The organism is Tistrella arctica, from assembly GCF_039630945.1.
Lineage (GTDB): Bacteria > Pseudomonadota > Alphaproteobacteria > Tistrellales > Tistrellaceae > Tistrella > Tistrella bauzanensis.
Genome location: NZ_JBBKTV010000008.1, coordinates 274,063 through 293,690 on the forward strand (window position 1 = coordinate 274,063; position 19,628 = coordinate 293,690).

Below are 19,628 nucleotides of genomic sequence, written 5' to 3' on the forward strand. Positions count from 1 at the left end.
CGCCAGATCTGATGTGAAGTCTTGTTAATTGTGAGATAAGTCACACCACCTGGACCGGTGAGACGTGTCAGAGTCCGCTCCGGGTGTATCGGATCGATATGTCGGACCGATAGGGGATGGCCGCAAAGGCGGATGGTGGCATGGACGTGCGAACGCTGTGCCTTGGCGTGCTGACGCATGGCGAGGCGACCGGCTATGAGGTGAAGCAGTATTTCGAGAACGCCTTCGCGCATTTCCATGCGGCGGGCTTCGGCTCGATCTATCCGGCGCTTGCCACCCTGGCCGACGAGGGCCTGGTGACCGTGACCGGGGTCGAACGTGACGGTCGCCCCGACAAGAAGGTGTATCGCATCACCGCCGCTGGCGAAGCGGCATTCGTCGATGCGCTGGCCACAGCCCGGCCGCGACAGAAGGTGCGGTCGGAATTTCTGGTGCTGCTGTTCTTCGCACGGATGATGACCCTGGATCGGGTCGAGGACGTGCTGAAGATGAAGGCCGCCTTCTATCGACAGATGCTCGATACATTGAACCGGCACGAAGAGGCCGCCTGCGGCCCGATCGGTGCCGGCCCCCGCTTCACGCTCGACTTCGGCCGCGCCGTCTATGGCGCGGCGCTGGCCCATGTCGAGCGGGAAGGCCCCGCCCTGCTGGAAGCGCTGGCGCGCGAACGCGAACAGCCCCCCGATCCCCGGGCACCTGCCGAAACCGACCCTCCAACCGACGATGGCCCGACCGGGGCCTGCAGCCACAGCCGGGACCGATCATGAACCGCTCCATCCTGCTTGCCCTGATCCTCGCCGCCGCCCTTGGCGCCTGGATGTATACCGGCCGCATCGAATACGGCTTCGATGCCGATGCCGCATCGACCGCCGATGCGACAGCCGCGCCGGAGGCAGGTGGCGATGCCGGTGCCGATCCGGCCACATCGCCGCCGGCAGAGGCCGGACCGTTCACCGTGCGCACCGCGCGGCTGTCGCAGGCATCGCAGGTGCGTGACCTGGTGGTCAGCGGCCATACCGAGATGCGCAGGGTGGTCGACCTGTCGGCGGAAAGCGCCGGCCGGATCATCGACCTGCCGGTGGCGCAGGGCATGCGGGTGGCGGCTGGCGACGTGATCGCCCGTCTGGATCGCCGTGATCTGGAGGCCCGCGGCGCCCGTGCCAAGGCACTGGTCGATCAGCGCCGGGCGGAGTTGAAGGCGGCGACGGCGCTCAGCGCCAAGGGCTTTCAGACCGAGCTCCGGCTGGCCGAGGCCCGCGCCCAGTTCGAGGCGGCCCGCGCCGAACTTGCCGAGATCGAGCAGGATCTGGCCGACAGCACGCTGAATGCGCCCTTCGCGGGCTTTATCGATCGCCGCCATGTCGAGATCGGCGCCTATGTATCGCCCGGCAGCCAGATCGCCCGCCTGCTGGCGCCCGAGCCCTATCTGATCGTGGCCGAGATCGCCGAGCGTGACATCGGCTCGCTCACCCGCGGCCAGACCGCGCGCGCGCGGCTGGCCGACGGCACCGAGGTTTCCGGCACGCTCGCCCATATCAGCCGTCAGGCGGATCCCCAGACCCGGACCTTCCGCATCGAGATCGAGGTCGGCAATCCCGACGGCACCCTGCCCGGCGGTGTCACGGCCGAACTGGCGATACCGCTGGACAAGCGGCCGGCTGTCCTGCTCACCCCTGCCCTGCTGTCGCTGGACGGTCGCGGCCGGGTGGGCGTGAAGGTGGTGGATGACGACGATCGCGTGGTATTCGACGTGGTGTCGATTCTGTCGGCCAGCGACGAGGGGGTCTGGGTGACCGGGCTTGGCGAGGATGCCCGCGTGATCGTGGTCGGCCAGGGATATGTCGCCACCGGCGAGCGTGTGGCGCCGGTGGAGGTGACGCCGGCCGAGCTGCGCGGCCTGGTGCCGCTGCCCAGAGAGATCGAGGACGCGCTCGACGCCATGGAGATGTCGCGGGCGACCCCGGCGGCCGGCATGGGCGCGCGGTCGGGTGCGGAGGGCCGCTCGTGAGGGCGCTGATCAACGCCTGCCTCGCCCGCACCCGCACGGTGATGAGCCTGCTGGTGCTGCTGCTGATTTCCGGGGCGGTGGCCTATAACGACATCCCGAAGGAAAGCGACCCGGATGTCGCGATCCCGATCCTGTACATCACCATGAAGCATGACGGCATTTCGCCGGAGGATGCCGAACGGCTGCTGGTGCGGCCGATGGAACAGGAATTGCGGTCGATCGAGGGCCTGAAGGAAATGCGGGCGACGGCCGAGGAAGGCTTCGCCACCGTCGTTCTGGAATTCGAGGCCGGATTCGACGTGGAAAAAGCCAAACGCGATGTCCGTGAGCAGATGGATATCGCCAAGGTCGAACTGCCCAGCGAGACCGAGGAACCCGAACTGAACGAGGTCAATGTCGCGCTGTTCCCGATTCTGGTCGTCACCCTGTCGGGCGATGTCGATGAACGGCTGCTGATCCGGCTGGGGCGCGATCTGAAGGACAAGATCGCGGCTCTCCCCGGCGTGCTGGAGGTCGATGTCGCCGGTGATCGCGAGGATCTGGCCGAGATCGTGGTCGATCCGCGGGCGCTCGACAGCTATGGCATCTCGCAGGACGAACTGGTGCAACTGGTCGGCCGCAACAACCAGTTGGTGCCGGCCGGCGCGCTCGACAGCGATGCCGGACGCGTGTCGATCAAGGTGCCCGGTCTGATCCAGTCGGTCGACGACATCCTCGACATGCCGGTGAAGGCGGTGGACGGCCGGGTGGTGACCTTCCGTGACATCGCGGTCGGCCAGCGCGGCTTCAAGGATCCGGCATCCATTGCCCGCGTCGACGGCCGGCCGGCGATCGCGCTGGAGGTGACCAAGCGCATCGGCGTGAACATCATCGACACGATCGACGAAGTCCGGGCGCTGGCCGAGGCCGAAAGCGCGCTGTATCCCGACGGCGTCGAGGTTTCGTACAGCCAGGACAAGTCCGAGCAGATCAAGATCATGCTGTCGGATCTGTCGAGCAATGTCGCGAGCGCCATCATTCTGGTGATGATCGTGGTGCTGGCCGCCCTTGGCCTGCGCTCGGCAATCCTGGTCGGCATCGCCATTCCGGGATCGTTCCTCACCGGCATGCTGGTGCTGTCGTCAATGGGGTTGACCGTCAACATCGTCGTGCTGTTCGCCCTGATCCTGGCCGTGGGCATGCTGGTGGATGGCGCGATCGTGGTGACCGAATATGCCGACCGGCGGATGCTGGAAGGCGCGCATCGGGTCACCGCCTATCGCGAAGCCTCGAACCGCATGGCCTGGCCGATCATCTCGTCGACCGCAACCACGCTCGCGGCCTTCCTGCCGCTGCTGTTCTGGCCGGGCATCGTCGGCGAATTCATGAAATATCTGCCGATCACCCTGATCGTCACCCTGACCGCCTCGCTCGCCATGGCGCTGGTGTTCGTGCCGGTGACCGGCAGCATCATCGGCAAGCCTACCGCCGGCAGCAGCCGGGTCGCCGAGATGATGCAGGCGGCCGAGGAAGGCGATATCCGCTCGGTCGGCGGCATGGCCGGGCTGTATGTCCGCACTCTGGACAAGGCGGTGCGCTATCCGTGGATCGTGATCGCGATCGCGATCGCGACCGCGGTTCTGGTGTTCACGGCCTATGGCACCTTCGGCCGCGGCATCGAATTCTTCCCCACGGTCGAGCCTGACAACGCCCAGGTCCAGATCCGGGCGCGCGGCAATATGTCGATCCAGGAAAAGGACGCCCTGGTCCGCGAGGTGGAAGCCGAGGTTCTGGAACTGGACGGGTTCAAGACCGTCTATACCCGCACCGGCACGATCCGTGGCGAGGATTTCCCCGCCGATACCATCGGCATCATCACCCTGGAATTCGCCGACTGGCGGACCCGCCCACATGCCAGCGAGATCCTGCAGACCATCCGCGAACGCACCGCCGAACATCCGGGGCTGGTGGTCGAGGCCCGCGAAGAGGAATCAGGGCCCCCGGTCGGCAAGGCGATCCAGATCGAGCTGTCCAGCCGCACGCCCGAAGTCCTGCCCGCGGCGGTCGAGCATGTGCTGAAGGGGCTGAATGCCGTCGGAGGCCTGATCGACATCGCCGACAGCCGGCCGGTGCCGGGTATCGAATGGGAGATGGTGGTCGACCGTGCCCAGGCGAGCCGGTTCGGCGCCGATGTCATGGGCGTGGGCAATGCCGTGCGCTTCGTGACCCAGGGCGTGAATGTCGGCACCTACCGCCCCGACGATACCGATGACGAGGTCGAGATCCGGGTGCGCTTCCCCGAGGTCGACCGCACCGGCGACCGGCTGGACCAGTTGCGGGTACAGACCGCCATGGGCCAGACGCCGATCAGCAATTTCGTCATCCGCCGCGCCGCGCCCACCCAGGGCACCATCGAACGGGTGGATGCCCGCCGGGTGTTGACGGTGGACGCCGACGTGCCGGATGGCGTCCTGCCCGACAACAAGATGCGCGAGATCCGCGCCTGGATCGCCGCCAACCCGCTCGATCCGCAGGTGGAGATCGCCTATAAGGGCGAGGATGAGGAACAGCGCGCCGCGCAGGAATTCCTCAGCCGCGCCTTCGGCATCGCGTTGTTCCTGATCGCGATCATCCTGGTCACCCAGTTCAACAGCTTCTATCAGACGGCACTGGTGCTCTCGGCGGTGGTGTTCTCGTCGCTGGGCGTGCTGATCGGCATGATGGCGACGGCGCAGCCCTTTGGCATCGTGATGGGCGGCATCGGGCTGATTGCGCTGGCCGGCATCGTGGTCAACAACAATATCGTGCTGATCGATACCTATAACGAGATCCGCGCGCGCGGCGTGGGTGCTGTGGAAGCGGCGCTGCGCACCGGCGCTCAGCGCCTGCGGCCGGTGATGCTGACCACCGTCACCACCATGCTTGGGCTGGTGCCGATGATGCTGTCGGTCAATGTCGACATTCCCAACCGGGTGATCGCGGTCGGCGCGCCATCCACCCAGTGGTGGACGCAGTTGTCGACCGCGATCGTCTATGGCCTGGGCTTCGCCACCCTGCTGACCCTGATCCTGACCCCGGCCATGCTGGTGCTGGGCGACCGGGTCGGCGCCTGGGCGCGGCGGATCATCCGGCGCGAGCCGCGGCCCGCCGCATGACCCGCAAGCAGCCGGGCGCCCCGTCCGGCTGCCTCACCCGATGATGACCTCGCCGACCAGTTGTCGGAGCCGGTCGAGCTCGGCCAGATCGCGCGCGCCCATGTCGGTGACCAGCAGATCGATCCGATCGGGGATGCAATAGCTGACCCGGCTGCGCTGGCCGATCTTGGCGTGATCGGCCAGGATCACCACCCGATCGGCCCGATCGGCCATCGCGCGCGCGATCTCGGCCTCGTCATGATCGAAACTCGTGGCGCCATCCGTGCTGTCGATGCCGACCGGCGACAGCATGGCCATGTCGACGCGATAGCGCGCGATACCGGCGATGGCCGCGGCCCCAAGCGTGGCCGCGGCGCCGGGGGCGACCTGGCCGCCGATCTGGAACACGCGATGGCCGCGGTCCTCGCGCCCCGCGATCATGATGCGCGCCGCAACGTCGAAGGAGTTGGTGATGATGGTCAGGCCGTTGAGAGTGGCCAGTTCATCGGCCAGTGCCGAGACAGTGGTGCCGGCATCGATGAACAGCGTCTGACCGGCCCGCACGATCGATGCGGCCGCGCGGGCGATGCTCCGCTTCTGCGCCTGACGGATCAGCGCCCGCTCGCCCAGCGACGGTTCGGCGGGCGGATCGATCGAGACCACACCGCCATGCACCCGGCGCAGCGCGCCCCGGGCATCGAGTTCCAGAACATCGCGGCGCACCGTCTCACGCGACACCGCCAGATCCGCCGCGATGCGGTCGGTCGACATCCGGCCGAAGGTTGCGAGCATGGCCAGGATGCGCTGATGGCGTTCGTCCTGAAGCATGATGTCCCGGTCTTCCAGCAATCAACGAAATGGGGGGCTCGGCCCGTCCACGGACCGGCCCCTTGGAGCGCCAGTTGTTACCGCGCCGCCGGCATGGTCTGGCCGGTCGCCACGTTCAGCACGCTGCCATCTTCCAGGCTGATGCGATAGATCTCGCGGGTGACATTGCCGGCAAAGCCCAGTTCCACGATCGATACTGTGGTGAAGCGGGTGTCGATCGGCGCGGGGATGATCTGGTTGAAGGCGCTGGCGGTCTTGTCCATGGCCGCCTGCAAATCGGGCGTGAACCGGGCCATGCTGTAGACCAGGGTGGTGTGCGGATTGTGCGACCGGACTTCTTTGCCGTCCTTCATGACATTGACGCCACTGACGCCGACCGTTTTGACCAGGTCCTTGCCGGCGTCGCTCATCGCCGCATAGACCGGGCCGGTGACACGCGGCAGGGGGCCGTCGCGCAGAGGGGTCAGCGCCGCGGTGGCCGTGGTATCGAAGGCCATCATCGCCTCATAGCCGGCCCCCTCCTTCGCCACGCCCAGATCCAGCCACCAGGGCTGGCCGGCACCCTTGGCCGCCTCGGTGGTGTAGAACCGGGTCAGGGACACATCCAGCACCGGCGGCAGATCGGGCAGCGCCGCCAGCATGCGATCCGGCGTTGCCGGATCGGCATTATGGACATGAACCACGGTCACATGCGGAATGTTGGGCGTCACCGCCTCGGCAATCAGCCCTTCAGTCAGCAGCGCCTGTTTCAGCGGCCCTGCGATGGTGCGGGCAAGCTGCTCGTTCACCGCGGCCGGCAGGGTGTAGACCAGCCCGAAGGTCCGCTCATGGGCGCGGAAGCCCGTCTCCGACAAAGCGCTATTGTCGATCTGGTCGGCGGCAACCGCGGCGGCCGGGGCCATGAACAGGCTGCCGCCGATCAGCATGGCGGCAGCGATGGTGGCGGTGGCACCACCTGCGAGGCGCTTGAACATCTGTCCGATCCTTCATGCCCATCTGGGGATATCCAGGTCATGCGGCACCGCCGGGTGTGCAGGCCGCTGCCGGATCATGGGGACCGCCCTTTGCGGAAATATGGCGACAATATGTATTTTTGTGTTTTTTTGCATTTCTGTGGATATCGACCTGCAGGCGGCATACGCCGACCCTCATCGGAACTGCCGCATCGCCGCGACGAAGCGGGTTGCGGTGGTCAGCAGGCACAGGCTGCCGAAGATCCATGCCGCCCATGGAAACAGGCCCGGCCACAGGCAGATCACGATGAACAGGGCGATGGTCTCGGTACCCTCGGTCAGCCCGCCCAGATAGTGGATCGCCTTCAGGCCGGTCTGCGGCGCCGATGACAGGCCGCGCCGTGCCGCGATGGCGGCGAAGGCCAGAAAGCTGGATCCGGTGCCGACGAAGCTGAAAATCAGAAAGGCCGCCGGCAGAGCATTGGCGGCCGGGTCGGCCAGCGCGAAGCCGAAGGGCACGGCCGCGTAGAACAGAAAGTCACAGGCGATGTCCAGAAACCCGCCGCGATCGGTGCCGACAGCCGGGCCATCGGCCGTCGACGGCGGACCGGCGCGTGCCAGGGCGGCACGTGCCACAGCCCCGTCGAGCCCATCTGCAATCCGGTTAACCAGAATGCAACCAAGTGCGATCCAGAATGCGTGCAACGCCAGTGCCGGCACGGCGCCGAGCCCGATCCCGAACCCGGTCAGGGTCAGGGCATCGGCGGTGATGCCGGCGCTGGCCAGTCTGTGGCCGATCCGGTTCAGGGCCGGGTCGATCCGGCGACGGATGATGATGTCGAACATGGACCCGATGATGCGCGCGGCGGATACCCTGCCACAAGTCACGAGCCCGTGTTCAGGCGGCTCTTTGTCCGGCGGCCTTGCCCGATCGCCATACCTGACATTCCGTGGCGTTCGTGCCTATAGTCTTAATGAAGAGCCGGCGGGTCCAGTGGGACCGGGGCCGCAAGCCATGGATTGATCAACAATGACCGACCGTGCAGGCCATGAAGGGGTAGACATGACCGCAAGCGGCCAGACAGACGGCGCGCGCAGCGGCATCAGCCCCTATCAGGGGGAGACGGCTGCCCAGCGCCGTGAACGGATGATCCGGTTCATCTCGTCGCAGCCGCTGCCGATCATGCCGATGAGCGTGAGCATCGGGTCGGACGGCGAGTTCAAGCGCAATGACAGCCTCCAGCCGCTGCGCTTCACCTTTCGCTGGCGCAACATCGCCTATACCGGCACCTTGCGCAATGCGCCGGAAGGCGTGTTCCTCAGCCTGATCGCCGATCTGGGGGTGCTGCCCTATTCCGCCGAGGCGCCGGAACGCCGGCAGCGCTATCTGTCGCTGGTGGGCCGCAAATCCTGGTCGGGCCGCACCGGCATCGGCGTCGAGGTGACCAACCGCCAGCATATCGTGGTGGTGAACCAGGAACAGCTCATGTCACCGCCCTATACCGCCAATGCGATTGTGGGCGAAGTGGCCCGCCTTGCATTGACCGCGGCGCCGGTGGTGAACTGGCTGCACGCCGAAATCGCCCCCGACAAGGCCGAACCGGATGCCGCCGCCCCCGGCCGCAGTGCCGGGCCACGCCAGCGCAGCACCCGCGCCTTCACCGCCGACCGACGCCCGACCGACCGGATGTAACCGCCGATCGGGCATAACCAACGGCCGGGCATAGCTGTCGCGGAACCTGCCGGGCCCCGGCGGGTTGGTCTCGCCCCACCCCATAACGGGAGACGAGACATGACCGCGATCGATCAGGCCCGGGTTCTGATCCTGGCCACCGACGGCTATGAACGCGCCGAACTGGTTCAACCGCGCGACGATCTGCGCCGCCGCGGCGCCGAGGTGCGGGTCGCCGCCCCCGGATCCGGCCGCATCCGCAGTTGGGACAAGACCGACTGGGGCGACGAGGCCGATGTCGACCTGACGGTCGCCGATGTCACGATCGACGACTTCGATGCCCTGATCCTGCCCGGCGGTCAGATCAACCCCGACACGCTGCGTCAGGACCGGGATGCGGTGAAACTGGTGGCGGATTTCGTCGCCAGCGGCAAACCGGTGGCGGCAATCTGCCACGGCCCGTGGATGCTGGTCGAGGCCGGTGTCCTGCGCGGCCGGACCGTGACCTCCTATCCCTCCATCGCCACCGACGTCAGGAATGCCGGCGCCACCTGGATCGACGACGAGGTCGTGACCGATCAGGGCATCGTCACCTCGCGCAATCCGGGCGACCTGCCGGCCTTCATCGACAAGCTGGTCGAGGAGATCGGCGAAGGCCGCCATGCCCGTTGAGAGCATCTCGTTGCGCCGACGTGACTGGCGGCGTCAACGCGGCAGCATGCTTTGCGGGGTTTGATAGACCTCGGCGAAATAGCCGCGGAACAGCTTCATCGCCGGCGTCAGGTCCACCCCCTGGCGCCAGGCGAGGCCGACATTCATCGGCGGCACCTCTTCCGCCATCACCACGGTTTCGATGCGTTTACCCTCCAGCGACCACGGCCGATAGACCATGTCGGACAGGATCGAGATGCCCTGGCCATTGGCGACGGTCGAGCGCACCGCCTCGATCGACGAGGTGCGCAGGCGGATATTCGGCTGGTGAGACGAGCGGTTCCAGTATTTCAAGGCCGAATGTGCCGCTTCGTCAACCGTCAGCATGATATAGGGCTCGGCCGCGATATCGGCGAACCGGACCCGGCCGCCGCCGAGCAGCGGGTGGCCGGCGGGCAGCCACAGCCGCCGCTGGCTCGACATCAGGGTCTCGGTGACCAGTTCCGGATTGTTGACGTTCGACGTCAACACCACCGCCATATCGAAGCGGTTGGTCACCAGCCCGTCCTCGATCATCTCACGGCTGAGTTCATACAGTTGAATGCGCAGATTGGGATAGCGACGCTCCAGCCGCTCAAGGTGCTGCGGCAGGAAATAGCCCAGCACGGTATAGCTGGCGGCCACCGACAGCGTCCCCGATAATTCATCATCCGTCGTGCCGGGGTGCAGCGCCTCCTCGATGCTGGCCAGAATCCGATAGCCGGCGGCCAGAAACCGCCGCCCGGCATCGGTCAGTTCCATGCCATGGGCGGTGCGGTCGAACAGCCGGGTGCCGGTTTCCGCTTCCAGTTCCTTGATCGCCGAGGTGATGGCCGATTGCGAAATCGACAATTCCTTGGCGGCCCGCGATACCTGCCCCAGCGTGGCAGTGGCAACGAAGTACTTCACGTGGCGGAAGTTCAGCGACATCGGCCGGCGGCCTTCTGATTTTTCGATAGAGGTGGGGCATGTTTTCCAAAGAAACGGATAATTCGCCCTGTCACGATCCGATCATAAGATGATGAGCGAAGGATTTGGAAGGCTGAAGCGCAGCCGGTAACTTCTGATTTTTCGATAATATATCCTCAGAAAATAGAAATTGCGAAGATGACAGACTCTCCCGCACGATATGTGAAGAAACCGGCGCTCACGACCGCATGCCATCGCGGCGGTTCGCCAGAACGGGAGAGAGACGCTTGGCAAACAGACTGGTCGATCTCAATTGTGATCTGGGTGAAAGCTTCGGCCACTGGACCATCAGCGAAGCATCGGACGACGTCCTGCTCGACCTGATCAGTTCGGCCAATGTCGCCACCGGGTTTCATGCCGGCGATCCCAATCTGATGGACAGGGTGGTTCGTCTGGCCGCCGAACGCGGTGTGGCGCTGGGTGCCCATCCGGGCTTCCGCGACCTTCAGGGCTTCGGCCGCCGGGTGATCCAGGCCAAGCCCGACGAACTGGTCAACGACATCCTGTATCAGCTTGGCGCGCTGCGCGAATTCGCCCGCCGTCACGGCGTCCGGTTGCAGCATGTGAAACCCCATGGCGCGCTGTACATGGAGGTCGCCCGCGACGAAACCCTGTCGCAACTGCTGGTCGAGGCGCTGCTGAAATCGAGCCCCGAGACCTATCTCTACTGCATGGGCGCATCGGTTACCTATGACATCGCCCGCCATGCCGGGCTGCCGGTGATCCGCGAATTCTATGCCGATCGTGATTACGACCGGTCCGGCTCGATCGTCTTCGCCCGCCGCATGCGCGCGCTCGACCCCGACGAGGTTGCGCGCAAATGCGTCCGCGCCTGCCTGGAAGGCCGGGTTCGCACTGTCGATGGCGACGATATCGAGATCGCCTTCGACTCGATCTGCTTCCATTCCGACACGCCCGGCGCGCTGAAGATCGGCACCACCCTGCGCGCCGCGCTGATCGATGCCGGCATCCGCATCGCCAATGCCGCCGAAGTATCCGCCGCCCCCGCGACCTGATCGCACCAGCCCGCTGCCGCCTGCTCCACTCCCTCCTGCGCACCGCACCCCCGCGCCGACATCGAGTCACCGCCCCTGCCGACCTGACCCTCTCCAGAAGGACCATATCGATGGCCGAAATCCGCTCGCCGCTTCCCGGTACGTTCTATCGCCGGCCCGCGCCGGACCAGCCGCCCTTCAAGTCCGACGGTGACATGGTGACACCCGGTGAGGTCATCGGTCTGATCGAGGTGATGAAGTCGTTCATCGAGGTGAAGTCCGAGATCGGCGGCACCATCACCCGCTTTCTGGCCGAAAACGAAACCCCGGTGATGGCAGGCGCCGTCCTCGCCACCGTCGAAGGCTGAGGCCGATGGCGATCAAGCGGCTTTTCATCGCCAATCGCGGCGAGATCGCGGTCCGGATCGTGCGCGCCGCCAAGGCACTGGGCATCGAGACGGTCCAGGCCCATTCCGAGGCCGATGCCGACATGCTGGCGGTGCGGCTGGCCGATCAGGCGGCATGCATCGGGCCGGCGCCGGCCAAGGCCTCTTACCTGAATGCCGCGGCCATCATTGCCGCTGCCCGGGAAACCGGCTGCGATGCCATCCATCCGGGCTATGGCTTCCTTGCCGAGAATGCCACCTTCGCCGAGGCGGTCGACGCCGCCGGCCTCATCTTCGTAGGCCCCACGGCCGCGACCATCCGGATGATGGGCGACAAGGCCGCCGCCCGGGCAGCAGCCATTGCCGCCGGCGTGCCGGTGGTGCCGGGATCGGATGGCCGGCTTGCCGACACCGACGCCGCATTGGTCGCCGCCGAGGCGGTCGGCTATCCGGTGATGATCAAGGCTGCCGCCGGCGGTGGCGGGCGCGGTATCCGCATTGCCAATGATCCGGCCGAGTTGCGCAAGCTGGCGCCGCAGGCGGCATCCGAGGCCGAGGCCGCCTTCGGTGATGGCGGGCTGTATCTGGAACGGGTGATCATCAACGCCCGTCATATCGAGGTTCAGATCCTGGGCGATGGCAACCGCGCCGTGCATTGCTTCGAGCGCGAATGTTCGCTGCAGCGCCGCCGCCAGAAGGTGTGGGAGGAAGCGCCCGCCGCCTGTCTGGACGACGCCACCCGCGCGACACTATGCGCATCGGCCGTCGCCCTGGCCGAAAACGTCGGCTATCGCGGCGCCGGCACGCTGGAATATCTGTATGACGCGCCAAGCGGCCAGTTCTTCTTCATCGAGATGAACACCCGCATCCAGGTGGAGCATCCGGTGACCGAAATGGTGACCGGTGTCGATCTGGTGGCGGAAATGATCCGCATCGCCGGCGGCGAACCGCTGAGCCTGGCGCAGGACGACATCCGGATCAGCGGTCATGCGATCGAGGTGCGGATCAATGCCGAGGATCCGGCCAATAATTTCATGCCCTTCCCGGGCGTGGTCGGCCGGATGGAGATACCGGAGGCGCCCCATATCCGGTTCGACGGCATGATCTATGAAGGCTATCAGATCCCGCCCTTCTACGACTCGCTGCTGGCCAAGCTGATCGTGAGCGGGCCCGACCGGGTTCAGGCGATCGACAATCTGGCGGCCGCACTCGATGCGCTGGTGATCGAGGGGCTGAAGACCACCATCCCGCTGCACAAGGCGCTGGCCGCCGATCCCGTGATACGCGATGGCCAGGCCCATACCCAGTTCCTCGAAGCCTGGCTGGCCGCCGGCAGGCTTGCCGCCGCCCAGCCGCCCGCCGCCGCCAACCAGCCGCCCGCCGCCGCCCACTCGCCCGCCGCCAGCTAGGAGGACCGGATGAAGACGCGCTATTCCTTCGGAGGTGACGAGCACATTTTCGTCGAAATGGACGAGGAAATGTCGCTCGACGCCTTCTTCAAGGCCCTCACCATGAGCAAGGCGGTCCGCGCCGCCGAAATCGACGGTGTCACCGAGGTCTGCCCCGCCAATGCGAGCTTCCAGGTGAAGTTCGATCCCGACCGGATCAGCCCGGACGAGATGATGGCGCGGCTGAAGGCGTTCGAGGACGAAGCCGAGACCGCGACCAAACGGCTCGACACCCGGATCATCGAGATCCCGGTCTATTATCAGGATCCCTGGACCCACGAGACCCTGATGCGCTTCCGCGAGCGCCATCAGGATCCAAGCGGCACCGATCTGGATTATGCCGCCCGGATCAACGGTTTCGGCAGCGCCGCCGAGTTCATCACCGCCCATCATTCGGCGCCCTGGTTCGTGTCGATGGTCGGCTTCGTCGCCGGGCTGCCCTTCCTGTACCAGTTGGTCGACCGCGACCGGCAGTTGCAGGTGCCGAAATATCTGCGGCCGCGCACCGATACGCCCAAGCACACGGTCGGTTATGGCGGCTGCTTTTCGTGCATCTATTCGGTGCGGGGTGCCGGCGGCTATCAGATGTTCGGCATCACGCCGATGCCGATCTACGATCCGGAACAATCGGTGTCGTATCTGAAGGACTTCATGGTGTTCTTCCGCCCCGGCGACATCGTGAAGTGGAAGCCGATCGACCGCGCCGAATTCGACCGGATCACCGCCGAGGTCGCGGCCAACCGCTACAGCCCCCGCATCCGCGAGGTCTCGTTCGATCTCGACGATTTCAAAGCGGATATCGACGGCACCAATGCGCGGCTGATGGAGGCTCTCCATGGCGATTAAGGTTCTGAACCCCGGCCTTGCCACCACCGTGCAGGACCAGGGCCGCCCCGGCTATTTCCATCTGGGGATTCCGGTATCGGGGGCCATGGACAGCTATGCGCTGACCGCCGCCAACCTGCTGGTCGGCAATCCGGCGACCGCCGCCGGGCTGGAGGCGGTGTTCCTGGGGCCGCAACTGGAATTCCAGCGTGACGCGACGGTTGCGATCACCGGCGCCGATCTGCCGCCGAAGCTGGATGGCGAGCCCCGCCCCGGCTGGACCGCCTTCAAGGTGCGGGCCGGTCAGGTGCTGTCCTTCGACTATCTGAAATCCGGTGCCCGCGCCTATATCGCGGTGTCGGGCGGCATCGACACACCCCTGGCCCTTGGCAGCCGCTCGACCTATGCCCTCGGTGCCCTGGGCGGCATGCATGGCCGCGCGATCGCCGCCGGCGACCTGCTGCCGATGGGCGACGGCCCCGGTGCCGATGACGGCCGCAGCGTGGCGCCCACCCTGCGCCGCATGCCCGGCAATCCGGCCGAACTGCGCGTGCTGCCCGGCCTGTACTGGCGCCTGATCACCGAACAGGCCGGCCGCAACTTCTTCGACGACGAATGGAAGGTGGCGCCTGAAGCCGATCGCATCGGCTATCGCTTCCGCGGTGGCCGGCCGTTCAGTTTCGAGCCGCGCGAACAGCCCTTCGGCGCCGGCTCCGATCCGTCGAACATCGTCGATGGCTGCTATCAATATGGCTCGATCCAGGTGCCGGGCGGGTCCGAACCCATCGTGCTGCACCGCGATGCCGTGTCGGGCGGCGGCTATTTCACCCTGGGGGCGGTGATCTCGGCCGATATGGATCTGGTCGGGCAGTTGCAGCCGCACACCCCCACCCGCTTCGTGAAGGTCGACATGCAGACGGCGCTTGCCGCCCGCAAGGACCGGGCGGCGCAGATCGCCCGGCTCCACGACGCCCTGAGCTGACCGACGACCTGAGTTGACCCCCGCATACCTGCATCCGGACGTGGGAGAGCGTCCGGATGCAGCCCTCACCGCCAAGGCCTGAGCAGGAAAACCTGCCGAAATCAAGAACAAACACGCAACAACGTGAACGCACAAGACGACATCAGAGGCTTCATGTCATGAAAAAACTCGCGATCGCTCTCATGGCCGGCACGCTGTTTGCCGGTATCGCCCAGTCATCCGGGTCCGCCCGGGCCGCCGACTGGTTTCCCTATCCCGCGGCGGAAATCACGCCGGCCTTCGCGGCCGACGGCACGTCGACGGATGTCGATTACGTGCCGCTCGACAAGGCGTCCCAGCCCTGGAACATCTGCGTCTCGTTCCCGCATATGAAGGACGCCTACTGGCTGGGCGTCGATTACGGCGTGGCCGAGGAAGCCCGCCGGCTGGGCGTGAAGATGAATGTGGTCGAGGCCGGCGGCTATACCGAGCTTGCCAAACAGATCAGCCAGATCGAGGATTGCGTCGCCGCCGGCGCGCAGGCGGTGGTGATCGGTGCCATCTCGTTCGACGGCCTGAACAATCTGGTCGGTGAACTGGCCGCGAAGAACATCCCCGTGGTCGACGTGATCAATGGCATTTCCTCGCCCAAGCTGGCGGCGAAGTCGCTGGTGTCGTTCTACACCATGGGCAACGAGACCGGCCGATATCTGGCAGCCAAGCACCCCGCCGGATCGGACCCGGTGAAGGTGGGCTGGTTCCCCGGGCCGGCGGGCGCCGGCTGGGTGGAAGCGGCCCATAAAGGGTTCATGGAGGCCGTGAAGGGCTCGGCGGTCGAGGTGCTGGAGCCGCGTTATGGCGACACCGGCAAGGAAGCCCAGCTCCGGCTGGTTGAAGACGTGCTTCAGGCCACACCGGATGTCGCCTATATCGCCGGCACCGCCGTCACCGCCGAAGCGGCCCAGGGGCTGCTGCGCGAACGCGGCCTGACCGACAAGGTCGGCATCCTGGCGTTCTATATGACGCCGGGCGTGTATCAGGGCATCAAGCGCGGCTTCATTGAAGCGGCGCCGGCCGACAGCATGGTCATTCAGGGCCGGATCGCCATCGATCAGGCGGTGCGGGTCCTGGAAGGCAAGGACTACGTCAAGCATGTCGGCCCGAAGATCTTCGTCGTCGACCAGAAGATCATCGGCGATGTGGCGCGCGAGAGCATTCTGCCGCCCGAGAACTTCAGCCCGGTCTTCAGCGTGAACTGAGGCACGGCACCGGTTTCATGCCGGTGCCTCGCCGCCAGACCGGTATCAGGCCGCCGGGGTTCAAGCCCCCGGCCCGGCGGCCTGCCGGCCACGTCCCCCCGCCGGACATGTTCACACGCAGGCAAGCCCGAGGCCATGAGCCAGACACTGATCGAAACCCGCGCGCTGACCAGGCGCTATCCGGGTGTCGTGGCGCTGAATGCGGTCGATTTCGACCTGAAGCGCGGCGAAGTCCATGTGCTGTTCGGCGAGAATGGCGCCGGCAAATCCACCCTGATCTCGATGCTGGCGGGCGCATCGACACCCAGCGACGGCCAGATCCTGATGCATGGCCGGCAGGTTGCCTTCCAGTCCGTCGCCGACGCCCGCGCCGCCGGCATTTCAGCGGTGTTCCAGGAATTCTCGCTGGTGCCCACCCTGACGGTGGCCGAGAACCTGTTTCTGGGCAACGAGCCGCGCAAGGGACCGTTCGTCGATCGCGCCGCCATGCGGCGCGGCGCCGAGGCGCTGTTCGCGCGACTGGATTTCCGGATAGACCCGCGCCGCCGGGTGTCGGAGCTCAGCCGCGCCGAACAGCAGATGGTCGAGATCGCCAAGGCCCTGCATGGCGATGTCGCCATGCTGATCCTCGACGAGCCCACGGCATCGCTGACCGATCGCGAGGTCGATCACCTGTTCGCCGTGGTCGGCGCCATGAAGGCACAGGGTGTCGGCATCATCTATATCTCGCACCGCATTCAGGAATTCACCCGGATCGCCGACCGGATCACCGTGCTGCGCGATGGCGCGAAGATCGACACGGTCACCATGGCCGGTACCAACGAGGCGCGACTGGTTGAGATGATGGCCGGCCGCGCGATCACCGAAATCTACCCCGCCATCGCCCGTTCACCCGGGCCGCCGGTGCTGGCCATCCGTGATCTGGCGGCCTGGGGCGTGCATGGCGTGGACATCGACCTCCGCCCCGGTGAGGTTCTGGGCGTGGCCGGGCTGGTCGGTTCGGGCAAGTCGCGTGCCTTCAGGGCGATGATGGGCCTGCTGCCGGTCACGCGCGGCCGGGTCATCCGCCATCATCCGGCGCCTGATGCCGGTATCGGCGCGGCCCAGGATCTGACCGGCGCCAGCACCCGGCGGATGATGCAGGCCGGGGTTTATTACCTGCCGCCCGACCGCAAGACCGAGGGCCTGCAGATGGCCTTCACCGTCCGCGACAATCTGGTTCAGGGGATCATGCCGGGGATGCGCGGCCGCGGCGGCTTGCTGCCCTGGCGCCGTATCCGCGCCCGCACCGAAGAGGTGGCGACCCGTGTGGAGCTGCCCATGGCCTATCGCGGCCGGCTCGCCGCCCAGCTTTCGGGCGGCAATCAGCAGAAAACCCTGTTCGGGCGGGGGCTTGGCCAGGATTACGACATCTATGTCTTCGACGAGCCCACGGTCGGCGTCGACATGGCCGCCCGGGCCGCGATCTATCGGCTGATCCGCGATCTGGCCGAGGCCGGCAAGGCGGTGGTGGTGATTTCGTCGGACCTGCCCGAAGCCATGAACCTTGCCCACCGGCTGGTGGTGTTCTCGCGCGGGCGGATCGCGGCCGAACTCGACCGCGCGGACATCAACGAAGCGGCCGTCCTGGCCCATTTCTTCGCGGAAGACGCGGAAGAGGAGATCGGCGCATGACCGAGACGCCCGCAACCCAATCCGGCCCCTTGGCCACTGTCGCCCCGGGCCGCGCAACCATGATCGCGGCGGCCGCCCGCCGCCTGTTCATCCGGCTGGGGGTGCTGCCGTTCTTTCTGGCCGGGGCGCTGATCATCTTCTCGATCACCTCGGACCGGTTTCTGAGCGTCGACAACCTGGTCAATGTCGCCCGTCAGTCGGTCTATCTGCTGCTGGTGTCGCTGGGGCAGATGCTGGTGCTGATCACCGGCGGCTTCGATCTCTCGGTGGGGGCGGCGGTTGCCGTCACCTCGGTGGTCTCGGCGCTGGCCATGACCACCCTCGGCGCCATGTTTCCGGATGCCGTCTGGCTGGTGATCATCGGCGGCGCCCTGGCCGGCTTCTGCGCCGCCGCGCTGATCGGGCTCGGCAACGGCATCGGCGTCGCCTATTTCGGCGTCTCGCCATTCATCATGACGTTGGGGGTCAGTTCGGTCGCGGCCGGCATCTCGCTGTTCCTCACCGGCGGCGTGCCGGTGTCGGGGCTGCCCTTCGCCTTCGCCGATCTGTTCGGCTTCGGGCGCCTGTTCGGGGTGCCGGTGCCGGTGCTGGTCGCGATCGTGGCCGCTCTGGCCATGTGGGTGGTGATGACCCGCACCCGCATCGGCATGCATGTCTATGCGATCGGCGGCAACATGAAGGCAGCGCATCTCTCGGCCATCCACACCCGGCGCACGCTGATCTTCGCTTATGTGATCTGTGCGCTGATCGCCTCGCTGACCGGGTTGCTGCTGACCGCGCGGGTCGAGTCGGGCGAGGCCAATCTTGGCGGCACCATCGCGCTTGAAAGCATCGCCGCCTGCGTGATTGCCGGCGTGTCGCTGCGCGGCGGCATCGGCCGGGTCGAGAATGTGGTGCTCGGCGCCTTCTTCATCGTTCTGGTCCAGAACGGGATGAACCTGGCACAGGTCAGTTCGTATATGCAGATGGTGCTGCTGGGCCTGCTGCTGATCCTGGCCGTGGTCTTCGACCAGATCCGCTATCGGATGCTGATGGGGCGGGGCTGACCTCAGAGTACCGTGCAGCGCGTCACCGGCGCCCCGTCGATGCAGATGTCGACGCGGGCGCCGGGCGCTGTCGGATAGAGCGCCAGCACGGTTCCGGCCAGGATGATCTGCCCCGGCTGCGGCGCCAGACCGAAGCCTGCCAGATGCGCCCGCAGCCAGTCGAGCGAGGCCCGGGCGCCACCGCCGAGCGGCCAGGGCGCGCCCGCGCCGACCTCTTGCCCGTCGATGCGCACCGACAGAACCGGCATCGGCCCCGACACCCCCACACACAACCGCTGCCACGAGATGTCGGGCAGTACGATGCCGCCATTGAGACCATTATTGGCAACCAGTTCCGACAGGGTCTTCACCTGTCCCCGGAACACGAAATGGTGCAGTTCGATCACCGGGAATGCCGCCTCGATGGCACCATCCGCGCCGATCCTCAACGCCATCTCGCCTTCGATGGCAAGGTTGTCGAAGCGCCCCCCCTCGACCACCGCGCCATTGGGCAGGATCTCGCTGTCAAAGAGCCGGGCGCGGATAGGCCCCGCCATGCCGAACTGCGTCGTGGTACCGGGGCCGGTGCAGCCAAGCTTATAGCCGGCCACGCGATCCCCTGCCGCCACCCTCAACGCCGCGACGGCATCCTGAACGGCATAGGCGTCGTCGAGGCCGATGGAAAAATCCGGCGCGGCAAAACAGGTGCCGGGCGTGCCGGCGCGATAATCCGCCCACTGGCGAAGCGCCAGCGCCGCCCGTTGGCCGGTGGTCATGGCATGCATGGGGGTGGCTTCGGGATCGCTCATCGCCGTCATCTCC

General features: G+C 66.4%; 18 protein-coding genes. 13 read left to right on the forward strand and 5 right to left on the reverse strand.

Annotated elements, in window-relative coordinates; translation table 11 throughout:
* Positions 1-140 precede the first annotated feature (140 nt).
* Genes WG924_RS19555 through WG924_RS19565 form a run of 3 tightly spaced genes read left to right on the forward strand, consistent with a single transcriptional unit; the run spans position 141 to position 5,142 of the window.
* Positions 141-767: a PadR family transcriptional regulator gene (locus WG924_RS19555; protein ID WP_345934776.1), complete on the forward strand. Its 627-nt coding sequence runs from the start codon at positions 141-143 to the stop codon at positions 765-767.
* On the forward strand, positions 764-2,008 hold the full coding sequence (locus WG924_RS19560; protein WP_345934777.1) for an efflux RND transporter periplasmic adaptor subunit: 1,245 nt from the start codon (positions 764-766) through the stop codon (positions 2,006-2,008). The genes WG924_RS19555 and WG924_RS19560 overlap by 4 nt, the downstream gene beginning before the upstream one ends.
* Positions 2,005-5,142, forward strand: a complete 3,138-nt coding sequence (locus WG924_RS19565) for an efflux RND transporter permease subunit (RefSeq protein WP_345934778.1) — start codon at positions 2,005-2,007, stop codon at positions 5,140-5,142. The genes WG924_RS19560 and WG924_RS19565 overlap by 4 nt, the downstream gene beginning before the upstream one ends.
* A gap of 33 nt (positions 5,143-5,175) precedes the next feature.
* On the opposite strand, the gene WG924_RS19570 is transcribed toward WG924_RS19565, so the two are convergent.
* From WG924_RS19570 to WG924_RS19580, 3 genes are all read right to left on the reverse strand, one after another.
* Positions 5,176-5,949, reverse strand: a complete 774-nt coding sequence (locus WG924_RS19570; protein WP_345934779.1) for a DeoR/GlpR family DNA-binding transcription regulator — start codon at positions 5,947-5,949, stop codon at positions 5,176-5,178.
* Positions 5,950-6,026: 77 nt separating this feature from the next.
* Positions 6,027-6,923: a hypothetical protein gene (locus WG924_RS19575; protein WP_372045105.1), complete on the reverse strand. Its 897-nt coding sequence runs from the start codon at positions 6,921-6,923 to the stop codon at positions 6,027-6,029.
* Between the two features lie 174 nt (positions 6,924-7,097).
* Positions 7,098-7,748 (reverse strand): CDP-alcohol phosphatidyltransferase family protein, encoded by a 651-nt coding sequence (locus tag WG924_RS19580; RefSeq protein WP_345934781.1) that lies wholly within the window; start codon positions 7,746-7,748, stop codon positions 7,098-7,100.
* A 184-nt stretch (positions 7,749-7,932) separates the two neighbouring features.
* Here WG924_RS19580 and WG924_RS19585 point away from each other — a divergent pair, with 184 nt between their 5' ends.
* Positions 7,933-8,595, forward strand: coding sequence for a hypothetical protein (locus tag WG924_RS19585; protein ID WP_345934782.1), 663 nt, complete (start codon positions 7,933-7,935; stop codon positions 8,593-8,595).
* Between the two features lie 99 nt (positions 8,596-8,694).
* Complete coding sequence (locus tag WG924_RS19590; RefSeq protein ID WP_345934783.1) at positions 8,695-9,246, forward strand: type 1 glutamine amidotransferase domain-containing protein; 552 nt, start codon at positions 8,695-8,697, stop codon at positions 9,244-9,246.
* 33 nt (positions 9,247-9,279) lie between these two features.
* Here WG924_RS19590 and WG924_RS19595 read toward each other — a convergent pair whose 3' ends face one another.
* On the reverse strand, positions 9,280-10,194 hold the full coding sequence (locus WG924_RS19595; protein WP_345934784.1) for a LysR family transcriptional regulator: 915 nt from the start codon (positions 10,192-10,194) through the stop codon (positions 9,280-9,282).
* A 266-nt stretch (positions 10,195-10,460) separates the two neighbouring features.
* Between WG924_RS19595 and WG924_RS19600 the strand changes: the two genes are divergently transcribed.
* The 8 genes from WG924_RS19600 to WG924_RS19635 all read left to right on the forward strand — a co-directional run bounded on the left by WG924_RS19600 (position 10,461) and on the right by WG924_RS19635 (position 18,827).
* Positions 10,461-11,249, forward strand: coding sequence for a 5-oxoprolinase subunit PxpA (locus WG924_RS19600; RefSeq protein WP_345934785.1), 789 nt, complete (start codon positions 10,461-10,463; stop codon positions 11,247-11,249).
* A gap of 110 nt (positions 11,250-11,359) precedes the next feature.
* On the forward strand, positions 11,360-11,596 hold the full coding sequence (locus tag WG924_RS19605; RefSeq protein ID WP_345934786.1) for an acetyl-CoA carboxylase: 237 nt from the start codon (positions 11,360-11,362) through the stop codon (positions 11,594-11,596).
* Between the two features lie 5 nt (positions 11,597-11,601).
* Positions 11,602-13,023, forward strand: coding sequence for an acetyl-CoA carboxylase biotin carboxylase subunit (locus WG924_RS19610; RefSeq protein ID WP_345934787.1), 1,422 nt, complete (start codon positions 11,602-11,604; stop codon positions 13,021-13,023).
* Positions 13,024-13,032: 9 nt separating this feature from the next.
* Positions 13,033-13,908, forward strand: a complete 876-nt coding sequence (locus tag WG924_RS19615; protein ID WP_345934788.1) for a 5-oxoprolinase subunit B family protein — start codon at positions 13,033-13,035, stop codon at positions 13,906-13,908.
* Positions 13,898-14,869, forward strand: a complete 972-nt coding sequence (locus WG924_RS19620) for a 5-oxoprolinase subunit C family protein (RefSeq protein WP_345934789.1) — start codon at positions 13,898-13,900, stop codon at positions 14,867-14,869. The genes WG924_RS19615 and WG924_RS19620 overlap by 11 nt, the downstream gene beginning before the upstream one ends.
* Positions 14,870-15,027: 158 nt before the next feature.
* Positions 15,028-16,107, forward strand: coding sequence for a TMAO reductase system periplasmic protein TorT (gene torT, locus WG924_RS19625; RefSeq protein WP_345934790.1), 1,080 nt, complete (start codon positions 15,028-15,030; stop codon positions 16,105-16,107).
* 135 nt (positions 16,108-16,242) lie between these two features.
* Positions 16,243-17,781, forward strand: coding sequence for a sugar ABC transporter ATP-binding protein (locus tag WG924_RS19630; RefSeq protein ID WP_345934791.1), 1,539 nt, complete (start codon positions 16,243-16,245; stop codon positions 17,779-17,781).
* Positions 17,782-17,840: 59 nt separating this feature from the next.
* On the forward strand, positions 17,841-18,827 hold the full coding sequence (locus tag WG924_RS19635; protein ID WP_372045140.1) for an ABC transporter permease: 987 nt from the start codon (positions 17,841-17,843) through the stop codon (positions 18,825-18,827).
* Positions 18,828-18,829: 2 nt separating this feature from the next.
* Here the strand turns inward: WG924_RS19635 and WG924_RS19640 are convergent, their stop codons facing one another.
* Positions 18,830-19,615, reverse strand: coding sequence for a 2-keto-4-pentenoate hydratase (locus WG924_RS19640; protein WP_345934793.1), 786 nt, complete (start codon positions 19,613-19,615; stop codon positions 18,830-18,832).
* Between the last annotated feature and the right edge of the window lie 13 nt (positions 19,616-19,628).

What these genes read in the sequence shown, in the direction of transcription:
- WG924_RS19620 (WP_345934789.1), top strand. Translation starts at nt 13,898, where the DNA reads ATGGCGATTAAGGTTCTGAACCCCGGCCTTGCCACCACCGTGCAGGAC.
- WG924_RS19575 (WP_372045105.1), bottom strand. Translation starts at nt 6,923, where the DNA reads ATGTTCAAGCGCCTCGCAGGTGGTGCCACCGCCACCATCGCTGCCGCC.
- WG924_RS19635 (WP_372045140.1), top strand. Translation starts at nt 17,841, where the DNA reads ATGATCGCGGCGGCCGCCCGCCGCCTGTTCATCCGGCTGGGGGTGCTG.
- WG924_RS19615 (WP_345934788.1), top strand. Translation starts at nt 13,033, where the DNA reads ATGAAGACGCGCTATTCCTTCGGAGGTGACGAGCACATTTTCGTCGAA.
- WG924_RS19555 (WP_345934776.1), top strand. Translation starts at nt 141, where the DNA reads ATGGACGTGCGAACGCTGTGCCTTGGCGTGCTGACGCATGGCGAGGCG.
- WG924_RS19570 (WP_345934779.1), bottom strand. Translation starts at nt 5,949, where the DNA reads ATGCTTCAGGACGAACGCCATCAGCGCATCCTGGCCATGCTCGCAACC.
- WG924_RS19605 (WP_345934786.1), top strand. Translation starts at nt 11,360, where the DNA reads ATGGCCGAAATCCGCTCGCCGCTTCCCGGTACGTTCTATCGCCGGCCC.
- WG924_RS19595 (WP_345934784.1), bottom strand. Translation starts at nt 10,194, where the DNA reads ATGTCGCTGAACTTCCGCCACGTGAAGTACTTCGTTGCCACTGCCACG.
- WG924_RS19610 (WP_345934787.1), top strand. Translation starts at nt 11,602, where the DNA reads ATGGCGATCAAGCGGCTTTTCATCGCCAATCGCGGCGAGATCGCGGTC.
- torT (WP_345934790.1), top strand. Translation starts at nt 15,028, where the DNA reads ATGAAAAAACTCGCGATCGCTCTCATGGCCGGCACGCTGTTTGCCGGT.
- WG924_RS19640 (WP_345934793.1), bottom strand. Translation starts at nt 19,615, where the DNA reads ATGAGCGATCCCGAAGCCACCCCCATGCATGCCATGACCACCGGCCAA.
- WG924_RS19585 (WP_345934782.1), top strand. Translation starts at nt 7,933, where the DNA reads ATGACCGACCGTGCAGGCCATGAAGGGGTAGACATGACCGCAAGCGGC.
- WG924_RS19630 (WP_345934791.1), top strand. Translation starts at nt 16,243, where the DNA reads ATGAGCCAGACACTGATCGAAACCCGCGCGCTGACCAGGCGCTATCCG.
- WG924_RS19590 (WP_345934783.1), top strand. Translation starts at nt 8,695, where the DNA reads ATGACCGCGATCGATCAGGCCCGGGTTCTGATCCTGGCCACCGACGGC.
- WG924_RS19560 (WP_345934777.1), top strand. Translation starts at nt 764, where the DNA reads ATGAACCGCTCCATCCTGCTTGCCCTGATCCTCGCCGCCGCCCTTGGC.
- WG924_RS19580 (WP_345934781.1), bottom strand. Translation starts at nt 7,748, where the DNA reads ATGTTCGACATCATCATCCGTCGCCGGATCGACCCGGCCCTGAACCGG.